This window comes from Lentzea sp. JNUCC 0626 (assembly GCF_043632865.1).
GTDB lineage: Bacteria > Actinomycetota > Actinomycetes > Mycobacteriales > Pseudonocardiaceae > Lentzea.
Window position 1 is genome coordinate 4,129,338 of record NZ_CP171635.1, and the last position, 18,238, is coordinate 4,147,575.

14 protein-coding genes are annotated in these 18,238 nt (G+C 68.8%); 6 read left to right on the top strand and 8 right to left on the bottom strand.

Annotated features, from left to right (window positions below; all coding sequences use genetic code 11):
* The first annotated feature begins 23 nt into the window (after window positions 1-23).
* Window positions 24-1,784: an aa3-type cytochrome oxidase subunit I gene (gene ctaD, locus JNUCC0626_RS17555; RefSeq protein WP_394620836.1), complete on the top strand. Its 1,761-nt coding sequence runs from the start codon at window positions 24-26 to the stop codon at window positions 1,782-1,784.
* Here the strand turns inward: ctaD and JNUCC0626_RS17560 are convergent.
* On the bottom strand, window positions 1,781-2,590 hold the full coding sequence (locus JNUCC0626_RS17560; protein ID WP_394620837.1) for an SCO6745 family protein: 810 nt from the start codon (window positions 2,588-2,590) through the stop codon (window positions 1,781-1,783). The two genes, ctaD and JNUCC0626_RS17560, sit on opposite strands and share 4 nt — an antisense overlap.
* 74 nt (window positions 2,591-2,664) lie before the next feature.
* Here JNUCC0626_RS17560 and JNUCC0626_RS17565 point away from each other — a divergent pair, with 74 nt between their 5' ends.
* Window positions 2,665-3,201 carry a DUF4240 domain-containing protein gene (locus JNUCC0626_RS17565; RefSeq protein ID WP_394620838.1) on the top strand — a complete coding sequence of 179 codons (537 nt, stop codon included), beginning with the start codon at window positions 2,665-2,667 and terminating at the stop codon, window positions 3,199-3,201.
* Here the strand turns inward: JNUCC0626_RS17565 and JNUCC0626_RS17570 are convergent.
* The 3 genes from JNUCC0626_RS17570 to JNUCC0626_RS17580 all read right to left on the bottom strand — a co-directional run bounded on the left by JNUCC0626_RS17570 (window position 3,169) and on the right by JNUCC0626_RS17580 (window position 6,987).
* Window positions 3,169-3,552, bottom strand: a complete 384-nt coding sequence (locus JNUCC0626_RS17570) for a hypothetical protein (protein ID WP_394620839.1) — start codon at window positions 3,550-3,552, stop codon at window positions 3,169-3,171. The genes JNUCC0626_RS17565 and JNUCC0626_RS17570 overlap by 33 nt on opposite strands.
* Window positions 3,553-3,670: 118 nt before the next feature.
* Window positions 3,671-5,599 (bottom strand): vWA domain-containing protein, encoded by a 1,929-nt coding sequence (locus tag JNUCC0626_RS17575; RefSeq protein WP_394620840.1) that lies wholly within the window; start codon window positions 5,597-5,599, stop codon window positions 3,671-3,673.
* Window positions 5,596-6,987, bottom strand: a complete 1,392-nt coding sequence (locus JNUCC0626_RS17580) for a sigma 54-interacting transcriptional regulator (protein WP_394620841.1) — start codon at window positions 6,985-6,987, stop codon at window positions 5,596-5,598. Before JNUCC0626_RS17580 ends, JNUCC0626_RS17575 begins: the two co-directional genes overlap by 4 nt.
* Window positions 6,988-7,142: 155 nt before the next feature.
* Between JNUCC0626_RS17580 and JNUCC0626_RS17585 the strand changes: the two genes are divergently transcribed.
* The 3 genes from JNUCC0626_RS17585 to JNUCC0626_RS17595 all read left to right on the top strand — a co-directional run bounded on the left by JNUCC0626_RS17585 (window position 7,143) and on the right by JNUCC0626_RS17595 (window position 11,674).
* Complete coding sequence (locus JNUCC0626_RS17585; protein ID WP_394620842.1) at window positions 7,143-7,568, top strand: hypothetical protein; 426 nt, start codon at window positions 7,143-7,145, stop codon at window positions 7,566-7,568.
* Between the two features lie 60 nt (window positions 7,569-7,628).
* Complete coding sequence (locus JNUCC0626_RS17590) at window positions 7,629-8,426, top strand: hypothetical protein (RefSeq protein ID WP_394620843.1); 798 nt, start codon at window positions 7,629-7,631, stop codon at window positions 8,424-8,426.
* A 74-nt stretch (window positions 8,427-8,500) separates the two neighbouring features.
* Window positions 8,501-11,674, top strand: a complete 3,174-nt coding sequence (locus JNUCC0626_RS17595) for an NACHT domain-containing protein (protein WP_394620844.1) — start codon at window positions 8,501-8,503, stop codon at window positions 11,672-11,674.
* Here JNUCC0626_RS17595 and JNUCC0626_RS17600 read toward each other — a convergent pair whose 3' ends face one another.
* From JNUCC0626_RS17600 to fabG, 3 genes are read right to left on the bottom strand one after another with little or no spacing between them, the layout of a single operon-like run.
* Entirely contained in the window at window positions 11,675-12,700 is a 1,026-nt protein-coding gene (locus tag JNUCC0626_RS17600; protein WP_394620845.1) for a ferrochelatase, read from the bottom strand.
* Between the two features lie 52 nt (window positions 12,701-12,752).
* Window positions 12,753-13,520 carry an enoyl-ACP reductase FabI gene (gene fabI, locus JNUCC0626_RS17605; RefSeq protein WP_285642205.1) on the bottom strand — a complete coding sequence of 256 codons (768 nt, stop codon included), beginning with the start codon at window positions 13,518-13,520 and terminating at the stop codon, window positions 12,753-12,755.
* Between the two features lie 34 nt (window positions 13,521-13,554).
* Window positions 13,555-14,259, bottom strand: a complete 705-nt coding sequence (fabG, locus tag JNUCC0626_RS17610) for a 3-oxoacyl-ACP reductase FabG (RefSeq protein ID WP_394620846.1) — start codon at window positions 14,257-14,259, stop codon at window positions 13,555-13,557.
* Between the two features lie 108 nt (window positions 14,260-14,367).
* On the opposite strand from fabG, the gene JNUCC0626_RS17615 reads away from it, so the two are divergent.
* Window positions 14,368-16,947 (top strand): FAD-binding and (Fe-S)-binding domain-containing protein, encoded by a 2,580-nt coding sequence (locus JNUCC0626_RS17615; RefSeq protein WP_394620847.1) that lies wholly within the window; start codon window positions 14,368-14,370, stop codon window positions 16,945-16,947.
* On the opposite strand, the gene JNUCC0626_RS17620 is transcribed toward JNUCC0626_RS17615, so the two are convergent.
* A complete protein-coding gene (locus tag JNUCC0626_RS17620; RefSeq protein ID WP_394620848.1) occupies window positions 16,927-18,219 on the bottom strand; it encodes an MFS transporter in 1,293 nt (430 codons plus the stop codon). The genes JNUCC0626_RS17615 and JNUCC0626_RS17620 overlap by 21 nt on opposite strands.
* Between the last annotated feature and the right edge of the window lie 19 nt (window positions 18,220-18,238).

The window sequence follows — 18,238 nt, forward strand, 5'->3', positions numbered from 1 at the left end:
ACGTCTGGCACGGAGGAGGCGCGATGACCACGATCAAGCCCACGCCCGTAGTGCCCCATCCGGGGGCGGCGCGCGCACGGCCGAAGGGTTCGTACTTCCTCCAGCTGTTCAAGACCACAGATCCCAAGCAGATCGGGATCATGTACCTGACCACGTCGTTCGCGTTCTTCCTGATCGGCGGCGTGATGGCGCTGCTGATGCGCGGCGAACTGGCGCGGCCGGGCCTGCAGTACCTGTCGAACGAGCAGTTCAACCAGCTGTTCACCATGCACGGCACGATCATGCTGCTGCTCTACGCGACGCCGATCCTGTTCGGGTTCGCGAACTACATCCTGCCGTTGCAGATCGGCTCGCCGGACGTCGCGTTCCCACGCCTGAACGCCTTCTCGTACTGGCTGTACCTGTTCGGCGGCATCATCGTGGTCGCCGGGTTCATCACGCCGGGCGGCGCGGCGGACTTCGGCTGGTTCGCCTACACGCCGCTGTCGTCCGCCGTGCACTCGCCGGGTGTGGGCGCCGACATGTGGATCATGGGTCTGGCGGTGTCCGGTCTCGGCACGATCCTCGGTGCCGTCAACATGACCACGACGGTGATCTGCCTGCGCGCGCCGGGCATGACGATGTTCCGGATGCCGGTCTTCACCTGGAACATCCTGGTGACGTCGATCCTGATCCTGCTGGCGTTCCCGATCCTCACCGCCGCGCTGATGGGCCTCGCCGCCGACCGGCACCTCGGGGCGCACGTGTTCGACCCGGCCAACGGCGGCGTGATCCTGTGGCAGCACCTGTTCTGGTTCTTCGGCCATCCCGAGGTGTACATCGTCGCGTTGCCGTTCTTCGGGATCGTGACGGAGATCTTCCCCGTGTTCAGCCGTAAGCCGTTGTTCGGCTACAAGGGCCTGGTGTTCGCCACTTTGGCCATCGCGATGCTGTCCGTGGCCGTGTGGGCGCACCACATGTACGCGACGGGTGCGGTGCTGCTGCCGTTCTTCTCGCTGATGACGTTCCTCATCGCCGTGCCGACCGGCATCAAGTTCTTCAACTGGATCGGCACGATGTGGAAGGGGCAGGTGACGTTCGAGTCGCCGATGCTGTTCAGCGTCGGGTTCCTCGTGACGTTCCTCTTCGGTGGCCTGACGGGCATCCTGCTCGCGGCGCCGGCCGTCGACTTCCACGTGTCCGACACGTACTTCGTGGTGGCGCACTTCCACTACGTGCTGTTCGGCACGATCGTGTTCGCCACGTACGCGGGCATCTACTTCTGGTTCCCGAAGATGACCGGGCGGATGCTCAACGAACCGCTGGGCAAGCTGCACTTCTGGACCACGTTCCTGGGCTTCCACGCCACGTTCCTGGTGCAGCACTGGCTGGGCAACGAGGGCATGCCGCGGCGGTACGCCGACTACCTGCCGTCGGACGGCTTCACGACGTTGAACACGATCTCGACCATCGGCTCGTTCCTGCTGGGCGCGTCCGTGCTTCCGTTCGTGTGGAACGTCTTCCGCTCGTACCGCTACGGCGACCCGGCCCCGCAGGACGACCCGTGGGGTTACGGCAACTCGCTGGAGTGGGCGACGACGTCACCGCCGCCGCGCCACAACTTCAAGGAGTTGCCGCGCATCCGGTCCGAGCGCCCGGCGTTCGAACTGCACTACCCGCACATGGTGGAGCGGATGCGCGACGAGGCGCACTTCTCGTTGACCCATCCCGGCAAGCACAGGGCGGGCAAGGACGAGGTCACCGAGAAGGCGCTCGCGTCGACGGATCGGGACGGGGACTCCTAGCGTCCGGGGATCATGCCCGCTGCCAGGACGGCTTTGCTGAGCGGAGCCGCCAGCTCGACGAACCGCTTCTTCTCGTCGTCGGACAGGACGTCGTAGGCCGGCGCGGCCATCCGGTCCGTGTCGTCCTCGATGCCCTGCCGCAGCTCGCGTCCCTGCTCGGTGAGGAGCTGGTCCTCGCCGACGAGGCCGCGGTTCTGCAGGTCCTGGACGGTGGCGTCCCACTGCTCCTGCGACCACGCGCGGGTCTTGCGCAGCACGTCGGCCGGGTAGTCGCCGGTCGCCACGTGCAGCACGAGCGCCTCGATGCCGGTGATGTTGTGCCTCAGCAACGCCGCGAGGTGCCCGTCACCCCGGAACTCGCGCAGCAACGTCTGGGCGTGGAACAGCTGAAGCCGCGGCTCGTCCGGCCACTCCAGGGCGGCGTGCGCGGCGAACAACGGACGCCCGTGCAGCATCTCTGTGGACCGCTCGGCCGCACGCCGAGCCAGGCCGTTGAGCTCCTTGAGGTCGTCCGGCAGCACCTTGGCGAGCGCCTCGTCCGCGGCCTCCCAGCGCAGCTCGAGCATGCGCTGCGGCGTCACCTTCTCCCAGGCCTGCGGGATGCGCGCCCGCACGATCGCGGGGTTGAAGTTGTAGAACGTGGCGATCACGACCTCGGCCCCGACCGCTCCGAGCGCCGCCGCCCGCGACGCGAAGTACCCGCCGGGCCGATCCAGCCCGACGCTCGCGTACCGCGCCTCCGCCTCGGGCGAGAAGTAGATCATTCCGTGCACGGCCTCGAGCGAGCGAAACAAAGTCCTGATCATGCTTCCAACCTAGAACGTCAGCGCTGGTTCGTCAGTCCTCAAAAATTGTCAGACCCCTCTGCCAAGCTCGACCTGTGAACGAAACCGCCCTCTGGAGCCTCATCGCCGACGCCCGCTCCACCGTCCCCGACCCGTCCGACGGCGAGGCCGTGGCCGCCGAGGCAGCAGCTCTCCTCTCCACGCGCTCGCCGGCGGAGATCGTTGCCACCGAACAGGTCCTGTGGGACGTCCTAGTCAGCTCCTACACCAACCCGCTGTGGGCGGCGGCCTACCTGATCAACGGCGGCTGCTCCGACGACGGCTTCGACTACTTCCGCGGCTGGCTCCTGACCCAGGGCAAGGAAACGTACGAAACGGTCTTGGCGTCCCCGGACGCGCTGGCCGACCTGCCCGAGGTCATCGCCGCCGCCGAGTCGGGCATGGAGTTCGAGTGCGAGGCGGCCCTCTCCATCGCCTGGGACGCGCACATCAAGGCGACGGGCATGCAGTTGCCCCAGGACGCCTTCCGCATCACCTACCCGGAGCTGGACCCGGCGTGGGACTTCGACTTCGACGACAGCACCGAACTGGCCGCCCGCTTACCGCGCCTGGCGGCCCTGTTCCTGACCTGAGCGCGGCGCCCCAGCCGCCATCAGGACACCAAACGCCACGTGGTCAAGCCACTGTGGACCCCGTGGCAACGCCCGGATCTGAGCGTTGTGCCGCCCGACACACTCCAGATCCAGCAACGCAATGACCAGCCCGGCCGCCACCCCACCCCCGACGCCCCGAACGCGAAGCCGCGTCAACACGACCGCCCAGAACGCCGACACAACGAGGTGCACCACGATGCCCGTCCGAGCCCCACCGCCGACCAACGACCCAGCAGCCCGAGTGGCGCGCGTCAGGTCGTCACCGGTCATCAGGGCGTGCACGGTCGACGGCACACCACTCAGCACGACGGCAAGCAGGAAGCGCTTCACGGCCGCCGCGACCTCAGACCGTGACTGACCACAACGGCCACGAAGCCTCCTACTCCGCCAACCCGACCCGCGCGCACCATCGGCGCGTGCACGCCCGTTCAGCACAACAGCAAACGCTTCACCGCCGCCGACGCCGCGACTTCAAGTAGTCGCTGACCACAGCGGCCCCGAGGCCTTCCTCGTCCGCCGCCACGACCCGGCCACCACCCCGCCGGGCCACGATGTCGACGAACGCGGCCAGCCTCGGGTCATCACCGAGCTTGAACACCGAGATCGTCGCCCCAAGACGCGCAAGCGAGTCGACCTCGTTCAGCGTCTTGCTCAACGTCCTCGGCAGCGGCGGGTAGTTGAACTCGGCGTCACCGTCGGGTTCCAGGTGCGCGGTCGGTTCGCCGTCCGTCACCACAAGGACGACGGGCTGCGCATCCGGATGCCGCCGGACGTGCCGACCGGCGAGCAACAGCGCGTGGTGCAGGTTCGTGCCCTGCTCCCACACACCTTCCAGCGCCGTCAACTGCCCGATGTCCACGGACTCGGCATACCGCCCGAATGTCACGAGCTGCAGGGCGTCGGTGCGGAACCGAGTGCGCACGAGGTGATGGAGCGCCAAGGCCGTGCGCTTCATCGGTACCCAACGGCCGTCCTGCACCATCGACCAGGAGGTGTCCACACACAACGCGACTGCCGCACGGGACCGGTGTTCGGTCTCGGCCACTTCCAGATCCACGACGTCCAGGGACATGGACCCCGAGCGCAGCACGGAGTTGCGCAGTGAGCGAGGCACGTCCCAGGGTTCGGTGTCGCCGAACTGCCACGGCCGGGTCGAGCCGATCAGCTCGCCCGCCGCGCCGGCCGAGGTGGTCTCGCGCGAGCCCTGCGACGAGCGGAGCTGGTCCACGACGCCGCGCAGTGCGGTCTCGCCCAGGCGCCGCAACGCTTTGGGGGTCAACCGCAACGTGCCGTCGGGGGCGCGCTCCACGATGTTCTGGGAGCGGAGTGCCTTCTCCAGTTCGGAGAGGCGGCGGGCGTCGACCGACGCCGACTCGCCGAGCTGGCGTTCGAGCGCCTCCAGGTCGATGTCCTCCAGGCGGGCGCCCGGGTAGGACTGCGAGAGCTGTTCGGCCAGGGCGTCCAGTTCGGCGAGGTCCGCCATGGCCTGGGCGCCCTCGCCCAGACCGAGCGGGTCCTGGCCGCGGAAGCGGGCGGAGGACGTCCAGTCCTCGCCCGGACGGAGCTGCTGCAGAAGGGAGTCCAGGGTGGACAGTTGAGAGCCGATGCCGCCGAAGGCCTGCTGCGACAACGCGGACAGCTCGGCGCGCTGGGCGTCGGTCATCGAGTTCATCATGCGCTGCGCCGCAGCCGAGCGGGCCGCCAGCGCGTTGATGAGTTCGTCCACGTTGCGGGGCTGCTCCGGGAAGAACTCGCCGTGCTTGCGCATGAAGTCGTCGAACATGCGCGGTGTGTCCGGGGAACCCGAGGCGTGCGCCTCCAGCAACGCGTTGAGGTCGCGGAGCATGCGCTGGATGCGCTCCACGTCCTTGGCGTCCACGTTGGACAGCGCGTCCTTCATGCCCTGGAAGCGCTGGTCCAGGAGTTCGCGGCCGAGCAGTTCGCGGATCTTCTCGTACGCCTCGCGCGCCTCCGAGGAGCGCCAGTCGTAGGAGGAGAGCTCCTGCACGGCCGCGGCCGTGCCCGGTGGCAGCACGTCCAGCTGCGCCTCGCGGAAGCGGGCGTCGTCGGACGGGTCCGGGAAGAGCGTGCGGCGTTCGGCTTCGACGGCCTGGTCCAGCAGTTGGCGGACCTCGGTGAGCGTGCCGTCGAGGCGGTGCCGGCGTTGGATGGACGCGCGGCGCTGCCACAGGCGTGAGGTCAGGTCGTCGAGACCTCGGGTGCCGTCGACGCCGCGCCGCAGGAGTTCGCGCAGGGCGGACTGCGGCGAGGCGCCTTCCATGATCTCGCGGCCGAGTTCGTCCACGGCCGCGCGGAGGTCCACCGGAGGCGCCAGCGGATCGGCGCCGCCGCCCCAGCGTCCGTAGCGGTATCTCATCCGTACACCGATCGGTCGTCGTCGGAGGAGTTGTCCTTCGACAGGTGGCGGGTCAGGTAGAGCGACTCCAGGGCGAGTTCGACGGCGGAGGCGATGCGGCCGACCGGGTCCTTGGGTCCCGCGCCCATGCGGGCCGCGACCTCGTGCAGGATCGGCAGTTCCGGCAACGCCGCGAGCAGGTCGCCTGCGTGCACGCGGTCGCCGGTCGCGACCGGGTGGCCGTCGGAGACGACCTCGGCCAGCGCGCGCAGGTTGAGGCCTGCCAGGCGGGCGCGGGCGGTGTCGGCGATCGAGCGGCGCAGCAGGTGGACCAGGACCTCGTCCTCGCGGCCCTCCTCACCCGCCTCGAACTCGAGCTTGCCGCGCAGCACGTCCGGCACCGACTCGAGGTCGACCGGGCGGGCGATCGGCGGCGTCTCGCCGATCAGCGCGGACCGGCGCAGTGCCGACGCCGCAACGGTTTCCGCCGCCGCGACGGCGAACCGGGCGGACACGCCGGAGCGCTGGTCGATCGACGACGACTCGCGCAGGTGCCGCACGAACCGGGCGATGATCTCCAGCAGGTGGTCGCCCACCTCGGCGACCAGGTCGGCTTCCTGGCGGACCAGGTCGACCTCGGCGTCGATCTCCAACGGGTAGTGCGTGCGCACCTCGGCGCCGAAGCGGTCCTTGAGCGGCGTGATGATGCGGCCGCGGTTCGTGTAGTCCTCGGGGTTCGCGGTGGCCACGAGCAGCACGTCCAGCGGCAGCCGCAGCGTGTAGCCGCGGACCTGGATGTCGCGCTCCTCCATGACGTTGAGCAGCGACACCTGGATGCGTTCGGCCAGGTCGGGGAGCTCGTTGATGGCGATGATGCCGCGGTGGGCACGCGGGAGCATGCCGTAGTGGATGGTCTCCGGGTCGCCGAGCGACCGGCCTTCGGCGACCTTGACGGGGTCGACGTCGCCGACGAGGTCACCGACGGAGGTATCGGGCGTCGCGAGCTTCTCGGCGTAGCGCTCGTCGCGGTGCCGCCACACCACCGGCAGGGCGTCACCGAGTTCGAGAGCACGGCGCTTCGACTCGGGCGTGATCGGGTCGAGCGGGTGTTCGCCCAGCTCGGAGCCTTCGATGACGGGCGTCCACTCGTCGAGCAACGCCACCAAACTGCGCAAGAGCCGCGTCTTGCCCTGTCCTCGTTCGCCGAGCAGGACGACGTCGTGGCCGGCGAGGAGCGCGCGTTCGAGCTGTGGCAGCACCGTGCGGTCGAAACCGACGATGCCGGGCCACGGGTTGCGTCCTTCGCGCAGGGCCGCGAGGAGGTTCTCCCTGATCTCGGTCTTGACGCCGCGCGGCAGGTGCCCGGCGGCGCGCAGTTCGCCCGCCGTGCGGGCCAGGTTCTGGGTCACCCAGACGACGCTACGCACCGAATCCGGACCCGTCGACGTGGAGCAACTCCAGGCACGGGCCCGGCGCGTGCGCCAGAATGCGGGGCGACATGAGTGACAACGTTGATTTCAGATGGGCCCCTTCACCGGCGGACTGGCGGGCCAGCCTGCGCGCGATGGTGCCGTTGTTCAGATGGGCGCCGTGGTTCGCCCTCGTGCTCGGCGTGTTCTCCCTGGTGCTGCTCTTCGGGTTCGAGGACGCGCTGGTCGTGGGGCTCTTCGGCCTCGGCTGTGCCCTGGTCATCGGCTTGATGGAGCCGGTCGCGGTGTGGTGGCGGTTCACGTCCGACGAGATGATCAGCCGGACGGTCGTCGGCAGCGCCGACGCCCAGTCGTTCCGGATGGCGGTGGGCACCACCATCCGCGAGGAGATCGTCTGGCAGGAACTCCCCGGCTGGACCGAGACCCGGCAGGGCTTCGTGCTGGAGACGCTGGACGAGGGCGCGGGGTCGCTTTCCGTGCCGCACCGGGCCTTCGCGTCCGATGAGGACGTCACGTCGTTCCGGACGCTCCTGGAGAACCACATCGGTCCAGCCAAGTAGGTGTCTCGGATCGGGCACACCGGGTGGGGCGGACGGGCCGGGGCCACGTAATCTCGTCGCGTGTCCTGTGCGAGCGCCACGCTGGTCGTGTGGGCGTCGGGATGGCTGCACGGTCTGGCCGCCTCCGACGACGTCCTCGACGCCCTGCACCTGTGGGCCGAGCAGCACGAGGTGGTGGCCGACGACGACGGCACCGCCACGGCGCTCGACCTCCCCGGTCCCGACGAGGCCCCTGTGGGCCCCGCCCTGCTGCTGGCCGCCCTGCGGCGCGCGGGCGCCACTTCGGCCAGGCTGGTCCTACCGGTCCCGGGCGACGTACGAGGCCTGGGAGGCAAGGGCCCCCTCGCCACGTGCGCGCTGCGCTCGGGCGAGGCCCTGGTCGTCCCGTCGGTGCACATCGGCCTGGTCCCGAAGATCGTGGCCGACGGCGTGATGCGCTGGACCGTCTTCGACCTCCCGTCGTCCAACGGCCTGGAACACATCCCGATCGGCGAGGCGGAACACGGCCTGGGCGCCGCCCTGCGCGAGGCGACGGCCGCCCTGGCCAGCCTCGACGTGGCCAAGCACCGCCCGAACGTCCGCCAGGAGATAGCCGACCTGGCGGCCGAGAACTCGACCCTCCCCTGGCCCGCCGCCATGCCCCCGCGCTCCCTCCGAGTCCTCCAGCGGGCAGCGGAGGTGGACGCGATCGTCAAGGTGGCGAGCTCCGACGCCCCAGGCGGCGCCCTCTCGGCCTCAGCCATGACGGCCCGCACCGAGGCCCTCCGCCCGGTCTCCCTGGCCGTGCGCCGCGCCCGCTGCGCAGCGGTGGACGAGGCCGTCCGCGTCCTGGCCGACAGCGGCGCCGGCAGGCACTGAGCAGATTCACACGGTCGGGTCATCCGCAGCCAAACATCCACGGCTGACCCGACACCGCTGCCAAGCTGCCCGCCGTGGCACCACGCACCAAGGTGATCACGGCGGGACTGGTCGTCACCGCCGCGGTCCTGCTAGTTCTCGCCTTCAACTCGCTGGAGGAGAACGACGCCTACAGCAGCATCGCCGCCGCCCTGGTAGCGATCGGCACGGCGTTCGCCGGCGTAGTCCTGCACCTCTCCCGCGACGGCCGCCCGCAGCCCGCCGACCAGGAAGCCGACGCGCTGGCCCTCGAACTCCTGGCCCAGTGGGAACCGGAGATCCGCCACCGCCGCGAACGCTTCGGCTCCCAATCCCTGATCCCACTCGGCTGGACCGGCACCGACATCGGCCCGGTCCGCCTGCACACCGCAGGCCGCCTCGAAGGCAACCCGGACTCCGCCGCCACCGCCCTCGCCGACGCCTTCGACCAACTCCCGTCCCGCCGCCTGGTGATGATCGGCGAACCGGGCTCCGGCAAGACCTTCCTGGGCATCCTGCTCACCGCAGGCCTCCTGCGCCGCCGCACCCAGGGCTCCCCAGTCCCGGTGTTCCTCTCACTGTCCTCATGGGACCCGGTGGCCGACCCGCTGGACGACTGGCTCATCCGCACCCTCGCCACCACCTACTACAACGGCCGCCAACAAGCCGTACGCGCCCTGCTGCTGAGCCGCCTCATAGTCCCCATCCTCGACGGCCTCGACGAACTCCCCGACCACGCCCGCCGCCGAGCCGTGAACCGCCTCAACGACGTCCTGGACGGCGACCGCCCACTGGTCCTCACCTGCCGCATAACCGAGTACGAGGACCTCATCACCGGCGGCGCCCCCACCCTCCTACGAGCACCGGTGGTCCGCATCAACCCGGTCACCACGCAGGACGTAATAGCCCGCCTACGCCCGTGGCCGACCGTCGCCAAACACGTCAAAGCCGCACCCGATGGCCCCATCGCCACCGCGCTGAGCACCCCGCTGATGCTGTCGCTGTTCGCCGCGGCCTACAAAGACCGCACGCCAGACGACCTGACGCGCTTCACCAACCGGCACGCCGTCGAGGACCACCTGGTCGACCTGATGGTCACCACCCTCTACCCCGACGAGAAACACCGCCGCTGGCTCACCTACCTCGCGGAAGTGCTGCACCGCAACGACGACCACGAGTTCCGCTGGTGGCAACTGGCCCGCCGCACCCTCTCCCCGTGGATCGCCCCGGTCCTGGGCCTGCTGGTCGGTGTGCCGGTGTTCGCGGTCATGTTCTGGACGGCGTCGAAGGACCTCGAGGACATCTACAGCAGGGACCTGTCGGTTTACCTCCTCGCAAACCCACAGCTGATAGCGACGATCTTCGGCGTGGCCGTGACGTCGCTCTGGCTCGCGAGCAGCGGCCGCGAACCCGGCCCGGTGTCGAGCACTCCCGGACTGCGCGGCCTCGGCCGCGGCGTGGCGGCGGGCGCGGCACTCGTGCTGGTCCCGGGCGTGCCCTTCCTGCTCATGGGCACGAAGGTGTTCGAGCAGGATCTCGACTCGCGCAGCCCTTTCATGACGTACGCGGGCGCGCTGGTCGCCTTGGCGCTCGTGTCCGGAATCGGCGTCGGCCTGCACGAACTTCTCGCCGCGCGTACCAGCCGCGCCGGCAAGGCGAGCCCTGAGGAGTTCCTGCGTCAGGACCGCCGATCCACCTTCACCTCGGCCGCCGTCACCGGCGTCGTCGTCGGCGCGTTGACGGTCATCACGTGCTCGGTCGGAGCCGCTCTGGGCGCGCACTTCGGTCGGCGGATCGCGTCGACCGACACCATCCCCGCTCTGGTCACCTTCGAACTCCCACCCATGCACGAACTGGTGCCGTGGTCGCTGAGCGGTGCCAACACGGCAAGGCTCATCGCGAACAGTGCCTTGTTCGTCGTGCTGTTCGCGGTGGCGGTGCTCGCGACACGAGCGTGGACGCGTTTCCTGGTGGCACGGACGGTGCTGGCGCTGGGAGGGCGGTTGCCGTGGCGGTTGATGCACTATCTGGCCGACGCCCGCGAACGCGGTCTGTTGCGCGTCTCCGGTGGCAGCTACCAGTTCTGGCACATCCGGCTGCAGGAACGTCTGGTGATGAACGCCGACCGCACCACGTCACGCCGTTCGGTGCCGCGGGTCGTGACCGCCGGGCTCACCGCGACGGCGCTGGTCGCCGCCGTCACGGTCGTGTGGGTGACCCGGCCGGAGCCGTGCCAGAGCACCGGATGGTCCACGGTGGACGAACGAATGGTGCGGGTGTCGCTGCGCGGCGCCACAGGGTGTTTCGCGGCATTGACCGACGACGAGTGGCAGTTGCTGCACAAGAGTCCCGGCGACGACGAGGTGCTCGACCGGATCGGCCGCCATCCTCGGCTACCGGGCCGCCTGTCGTCCGAGGTGTGGCTGATGGTGCTGGGAGATCTGGCGCACCACGACGGGGCGCGGTGGCAGGAGACCCTCAAGGGAATCGCTGCCGCGCAGGACATCCACGTCGTCCAGGACGAGTTCGACCGTCCGCTGGTCGTGGGGTTCACCCAGAGCGACTCGATGCGCGACTCGTCCCCTGACTTGGACGTCGTCACTCGCCACTACGTCTCGCTGAAGAACAAGGAAGACGACGCGACGACGGTCAACGGGCCCTACGAGATAGGGGCGGTCGTTACTCTCGACAGCGCGGGGCTTACCTTCTTCAACAACGGCGAAAGTGCGTCCATGTGGTCGATCGTCGGGCTGGCCAACGCTGATCTTCGAACGCACATGACCGCCGTAGCCGAATCGGCTCGGCAGGCGAGTTTGTTCTTCCACAACAGTTTGCCACCGGCGCGGCTCGCCGAGGAGGATCTGGCGGACGGCGTTTCCGACCAGGAATGCGCGACTCTGCAGCAACTCCACGCCGACACTGCGGTCATGTTCGACCTCGGTGAACTCGAGCCGACGACGGACCTGATGACCCGTCTGTCCGCCTGCACGAAGCCCTACATGACCGTGGTCATCGACCAACGCCATGTCGAGCTGGCGACGACCCGCTTCGACCGTTTTCCGTTCAAGAACCTGCTCAACATGATGTACGTCGAGGACAGGTCGGCGACGATCGTGCCGGACTGCGCCACGAAGGTCGCCTCGCCCGGCGCGATCGCCGCCTGCACAGCGGCGTTGGTGGCGGCAGGAAACGCCAGGGTCTACCTGAAACCGATCCACCTGCGGGAGTGATCAGGCGCGGACCGGCCTCTTCGCCGGCTCGCAGCACAACGGCGCGCAAGGCGCTCCGTTCACCGTGCACCCCGCCGCCACGAACGACGACAACTTCCGCACCGGCGCACCGGAAGTGTGTTCCGCGACCAGCTCCGTCACGAGCTCGGCGAACCGCGGGTCGGCGTTGGGCGTGGCGGCGCGGGCGAACTCCATGCCGAGCTCCAACGCCCGGTCACGCGCCTCCGTGTCGAGGTCCCACACCACTTCGAGGTGGTCGGACACGAAGCCGATCGGGCACACCACGACCCCGGCAACGCCCTTGGCGTGCAAGGCGTCGATGTGGTCGACGATGTCCGGCTCGAGCCACGGGATCTGCGGCGGGCCGGAACGGGACTGCCACACCACGTCGTACTCGGTGATGCCCAGTTCGGAAGCAACCAACCGGGAAGCCTCGACGATCTGGCGCGAGTAGCGGTAACCACCCTCGGCAGGCGGACCGGCGGCCTTGTCGGCCGACACCGGCACCGAGTGCGCGGTGAAAACCACACGGTACGGACCGGTCAAAGAAGAAGCCGCCGAACGAATTGCATCGGCGAACGAAGAAATGAAGAGCGGGTGGTCGAAGAACTGGCGCAGCTTCACCAGTTCCGGGCCGTCCGGGACGGCCTGCAGCGCGCGCACGATGTCCTCGTCGTACTGGCGGCAAGCGGAGTAGCCGCCGTAGGCGCTGGTCGGGAAGACGAGAGCGCGGCGAATGCCGTCGGCCTTCATCTGGCCGACGACGTCCTCGACCATGGGGTGCCAGTTGCGGTTGCCGAAGTAGATCGGCAGCTCGAAGCCGCGGGCGCGCACTGCTGCGATGGCTTCGAGGTTCAGGCGGTTGATCGGCGACACGCCGCCGAAGTGCTGGTAGTGGGCCTCGACCTCGTCCAGCCGCTCCGGCGGCACGCCACGTCCGCGAACTACGTTCTCCAGGAAGGGACGGACGTCTTCTGGACCTTCTGGGCCGCCGAACGACAGCCAGAGCAGCGCATCGAAACTCACCGCTCCATCCAATCAGACGCCCGTACTCCTTACATGACGAACGCGTGTGACGTCAGAGACCGAGGAAGTGCACGCCGCCGTCGACGAACACCATCGAGCCCGTGGTGGCCGGGAAGAAGTCGGACAGCAGGCCGCACACCGACTTCGCGACGGGCTCGGCGTCGTCGACGTCCCAGCCCAGCGGCGCCTTCTCGCCCCACATCTTCTCCAGCTCGACGAAGCCCGGGATGGACTTCGCGGCCATGGTGCGGACCGGGCCGGCGGAGATCAGGTTGACGCGGATGCCGTCCGGGCCGAGGTCGCGCGCCATGTAGCGGTTGATCGACTCGAACGCGGCCTTGGCCGCGCCCATCCAGTTGTAGGCGGGCCACGCCTGGCGGGCGTCGAAGTCGAGGCCCACGACGGACGAGCCGCGCGTCAGCAACGGGCGGGTGGCCTGCACGAGCGCCTTGTACGAGTACGCGGAGACGTGCATCGCGACCGAGACGTCCTCCCACGGCGCGTCCATGAACGGTGCGCCGAGGCAGCTCTGCGGGGCGAAGCCGATGGCGTGCACGACACCGTCGAGGCCGTCGACGTGCTCGCGCACGCGGTCGGCGAGGGTGTCGAGGTGCTCCTGGTTCTGCACGTCGAGCTCGACGACGGGCGCGGGCTTGGGCAGGCGCTGGGCGATGCGCTGCACGAGGCTCATCCGGCCGAACCCGGTCAGCACGACCTCGGCGCCCTGCTCCTGGGCGACGCGTGCGACGTGGAAGGCGATCGACGCGTCGGTGATGACACCGGTGATCAGCAGTCGCTTGCCTTCGAGCAGTCCGGTCACTTGATCCAACCCTTTCGCAGAATGAGAAAAACCGTCAGTGGCCCATGCCGAGGCCGCCGTCGACCGGCAGCACGGCACCGTTGATGTAGCCGGCCTCGTTGGCCGCGAGGAACGTGACGGCACGCGCGATCTCCTCGGCGGCACCGTAACGAGCGGCCGGGATCTGCTTGAGAGCGGCGTCGCGGACGGCCTCGGGCAGCTCGGCGGTCATGTCCGTGCTGATGAAGCCGGGCGTGATCACGTTCGCGGTGATGTTGCGCGAACCCAGTTCCAGGGCGATCGAGCGCGCCATGCCGATCATGCCGGACTTGGACGCCGCGTAGTTCACCTGGCCGGGGCCGCCGGTGAGGCCGACGACGGACGAGATGAAGACGATGCGGCCGAACTTCTTGCGCAGCATGCCGCGCGAGGCGCGCTGGGCGAAGCGGAACGCGCCGGTGAGGTTCGCGTCCACGACGGACGTGAACTGCGCCTCGCTCATGCGCAGCAGCAGCGTGTCCTGCGTCATGCCCGCGTTGCACACGAGCACCTCGACGGGACCGTGCGCGGCTTCGACCTCGGTGAACGCGGCGTCGATCTCCTCGGAGTTCGTCACGTCGCACTTCACGCCGAGCAGGCCTTCGGGAGCGCCGGACCCGCGGTGCGTCACCGCGACCTTGTCGCCCTGCGCCGCGAACGCCTGCGCGATGGCGAGGCCGATGCCGCGGTTGCCTCCGGTGACCAGAACGGACCGACTCACTAGCTCTCCTGAGAATCGCTGCTGGTTGACCGGGTGAGGCTATCGGCTACCGGCAGGTAGACCGGCATCGGCGGGGACATGTCACACTGGGCGGGGCATGATCGGGTGATGCGGGCCTTTCTCGATCAACTCCGGCGCCAGGTGGACGGCGACGTCCTCGACGATCCGGCGAGCCGGGCCCTGTACTCGGCGGACGCCTCCAACTACCGGCACGTACCCCGCGTCGTCGTCCGTCCACGCACGACAGACGCGGTGATCACGGCCGTGGGGCTCGCCGCGGAGCACGGTGTCCCGATCACCAGCAGGGGCGCGGGAACGTCCATCGCGGGCAACGCCTGCGGCACCGGGCTGGTGATCGACTTCAGCCGGTACCTCACCTCGTTCGAGATCTCCGGCGACCGCGCGCTCGTCCAGCCGGGAGCGGTGCTCGACAAGATCAACGCCAGCGCGGGCGACCACCTGTTCGGGCCCGATCCGTCCACGCACTCGCGCTGCACGATCGGCGGGATGATCGGCAACAACGCGTGCGGCGCGCACTCGGTGAAGTGGGGCAAGACCAGCGAGAACGTCGAGAACCTGCACGTCCTGACCGCCGACGGCCGCACGTTCGACACGACGAACCCGCCGCCCCTCCAGCTCCCGAGCTACGACCCGGCGTGGTTTCCGCAGCTCAGCCGCCGCGTCAGCGGGTACGCGCTCGACGCCCCGACGCTCACCCGGCAACTCGTCGGCACCGAGGGCACCTGTGTGGTGCTGCTGGGCGCCGAACTCAAGCTCGTGCGCCGACCCGAACGCCGGATCCTCGTCGTGCTCGGCTTCGCGGACACCTACGAAGCCGCCGACCAGGTCACCCAGATCGAGGACGCGCTCGCGATCGAGGGCCTGAACGAGGCACTCGTCCACAGCGTCAAGACACGCCCTGACCTGCCCGAAGGCCGCAGCTGGCTGTTCGTCGAGGTGGAGGACCACCCCGAACGGATCGCCAGGCACGCCAAGAACTCGATGATCATCCACGACCCGGCGCACCAGCGGGCGCTGTGGAGGATCCGCGAGGACGGCGCGGGCCTCGCGACCCGGATGGCCGACGGCAGCGAGGCCTGGTCGGGCTGGGAGGACTCGGCCGTGCCGCCGGAACGCCTCGGCACGTACCTGCGCGAGTTCGACCAACTGTTGACCCGTTACGGACGGCGTGGCATCACCTACGGCCACTACGGCGAGGGCTGCATCCACGTCCGCATCGACTTCGACTTCGCGCACGGTTACCGCGAGTTCCTCCAGGACGCCGCCGACCTCGTCGTGAGCCACGGCGGCAGCCTGTCCGGCGAGCACGGCGACGGCCAGGCGCGCTCCGAGTTGCTCAGCCGCATGTACCCGGCTGAGGCGATCAGGGCGTTCGGCGAGTTCAAACGCGCCTTCGACCCGCGCAACCTGCTCAACCCGGGCCGGATCGTCGCACCGCTGAAGCTGGACGACGACCTGCGCGTCCTCGTCGCGCCACCGAAGATCCCGACCCGTGCGGAGTTCGCGAGCGACACGCGCCGGTGCGTCGGCGTCGGCAAGTGCCTGAACACCAAGGGCGGCGTGATGTGCCCGAGTTATCGCGTCACCAAAGAAGAAAAGCACTCCACGCGAGGGCGCGCGCACCTGCTGTTCGAGATGCTCAACGGCGACGTGATCAAGGGCGGCTGGCGTTCGAAGGAGGTCGCCGAGGCGCTCGACCTGTGCCTGGGGTGCAAGGGCTGCAAGCGCGACTGCCCGGTCGACGTCGACATGGCGAGCTACAAGGCCGAATTCCTGCACGAACACCACAAGAAACGACTGAGGCCGCTCTCGCACTACACGATGGGCTGGCTGCCCACGTGGCTGAAGTACGGGCTGGTCAACAGAATCACGACGCGGTTCGGCCGGTTCGCCGGCATCACGCCGGAACGCGAACTGCCGCGCCAGACCACCCGGCTCGTCCGCCAGCTGCACCCGATCGGCAGCGGCGATCCGGTGCTGCTGTTCCCCGACACGTTCACGAACCACTTCGAACCCGGCGTCGGCCTCGACGCCGCGACCGTCCTGGCACATCTGGGCAACCGCGTCGAGGTGCCGTCCGCGACCGTCTGTTGTGGACTGACCTGGCACTCGACGGGCCAGCTGTCCAAAGCCCGCAGGGTGCTGGAACGCACCGCGCGGGCGTTGCTGCCGTGGACGAGCCAGGGCGTTCCGGTGATCGGCCTGGAACCGAGCTGCACGGCGTTCCTGCGCGCGGAAGCCCCGAAGCTCTCGGACGACCCGGCGGTGCAAGCGCTTGCCAAGGCCACCAGGACGTTCGCCGAGCACGTCGCGCCGAAGCTGCCGTCACTGGAAGGCGCGCGCGAGGCCGTCGTGCAGACCCACTGCCACCAGTACGCCGAACTCGGCTTCGACCGCGACCGCGAGGCGATGGCCAAGGCAGGCATCCAACCGAAGATCGTCGAGGGGTGCTGCGGCCTCGCCGGGAACTTCGGCTTCGAGCGAGGCCACTACGACGTCTCCATCGCGTGCGCCGAACAGGACCTGCTGCCGGCGTTGCGGGACAACGAGGACGCGCTGGTGATCGCGGACGGCTTCAGCTGCCGCACGCAGATCCGGCACACCACCGACCGCAAACCCGTGCACCTGGCCAGCGCGCTCGCGGCACTAATCTCGGTCGAGGACTGAGTCCTTCGACGTCTCCCGCATGAACCCGTAGACCAGCAAGGAGATCAGCACACAGCCCGCGACGTAGTAGTAGAAGACCGATTCCATACCGGCCTGCTTGAACCACAACGCCACGTATTCAGCCGTGCCACCGAAGATCGCCACCGTCAGGGCGTACGGGAGCCCCACACCCAGCGCGCGGATGTTCGTGGGGAACAGCTCGGCCTTCACGATCGCGTTGATCGAGGTGTACCCCGTCACGATCACGAGGCCGCCCAGCATGAGCAGGAACGCGGGGATCACCGCGGACGTCGTCGCCAGCGTCGACAACAACGGCACAGTCGCGAGCGTGCCCAACACTCCGAAGCCTAGCAGCAGCGGACGACGCCCGATCCGGTCCGACAACGCGCCCGCAAGCGGTTGCAGCACCACGAACACCAGCAACGCGGCGAAGTTGATCCAGCTGACCGTCGCGGCGTCGATCCCGCTCGTGTTCACCATGAACTTCTGCAGGTACGTCGTGAACGTGTAGAACGCGACCGTGCCGCCCAAAGTCAGGCCCACGACCGTCAGGCACTCCTTGGGGTGCTTGAGCAACGCCCGGATCGTGCCGTTCTGCTCGCCGCTCCCCTTCTGCTTCTCGAAGTTCGCCGACTCGTCCATCCCGCGCCGCAGCCACATCACGACGATCGCCCCGGTCGCGCCGATGACGAACGCGATGCGCCAGCCCCACTCCATCATCTCGGTCTTGGACAGGAACTGCTGCAACACGATCTGCACGCCCAAAGCCACCAGCTGCCCGGCCGTCAACGTCACGTACTGGAAGCTGGAGTAGAACCCGCGCCGGGCAGGAGAGGCCACTTCGGACAGATAGGTCGCAGACGTCGCGTACTCGCCGCCAACGGACAAACCCTGCAACAGCCGCGCGAGCACCAGCAACACCGGCGCCGCCACGCCGATCGACGCGTACGACGGCGTCAACGCGATGATCAACGACCCGGCGGCCATCAGCGTGACCGACAACGTCAACGCGGCGCGGCGCCCGTGCCGGTCGGCGTACCGGCCGAGCAGCCAGCCGCCCAGCGGGCGCATGAGGAAGCCGACGGCGAACACGGCGGCGGTGTTGAGCAGCTGCGCGGTCTGGTCGCCCTTGGGGAAGAACGCGGCCGCGAAGTAGATGCTGAACGCTGTGTAGGCGTACCAGTCGTACCACTCGATCAAGTTTCCGACCGACCCACGCAACACGTTCGCCACCACTCGGCGTTCGCTGTTCTTCTCCTGAACGACTGTCATGACCGACACCATCGCGACG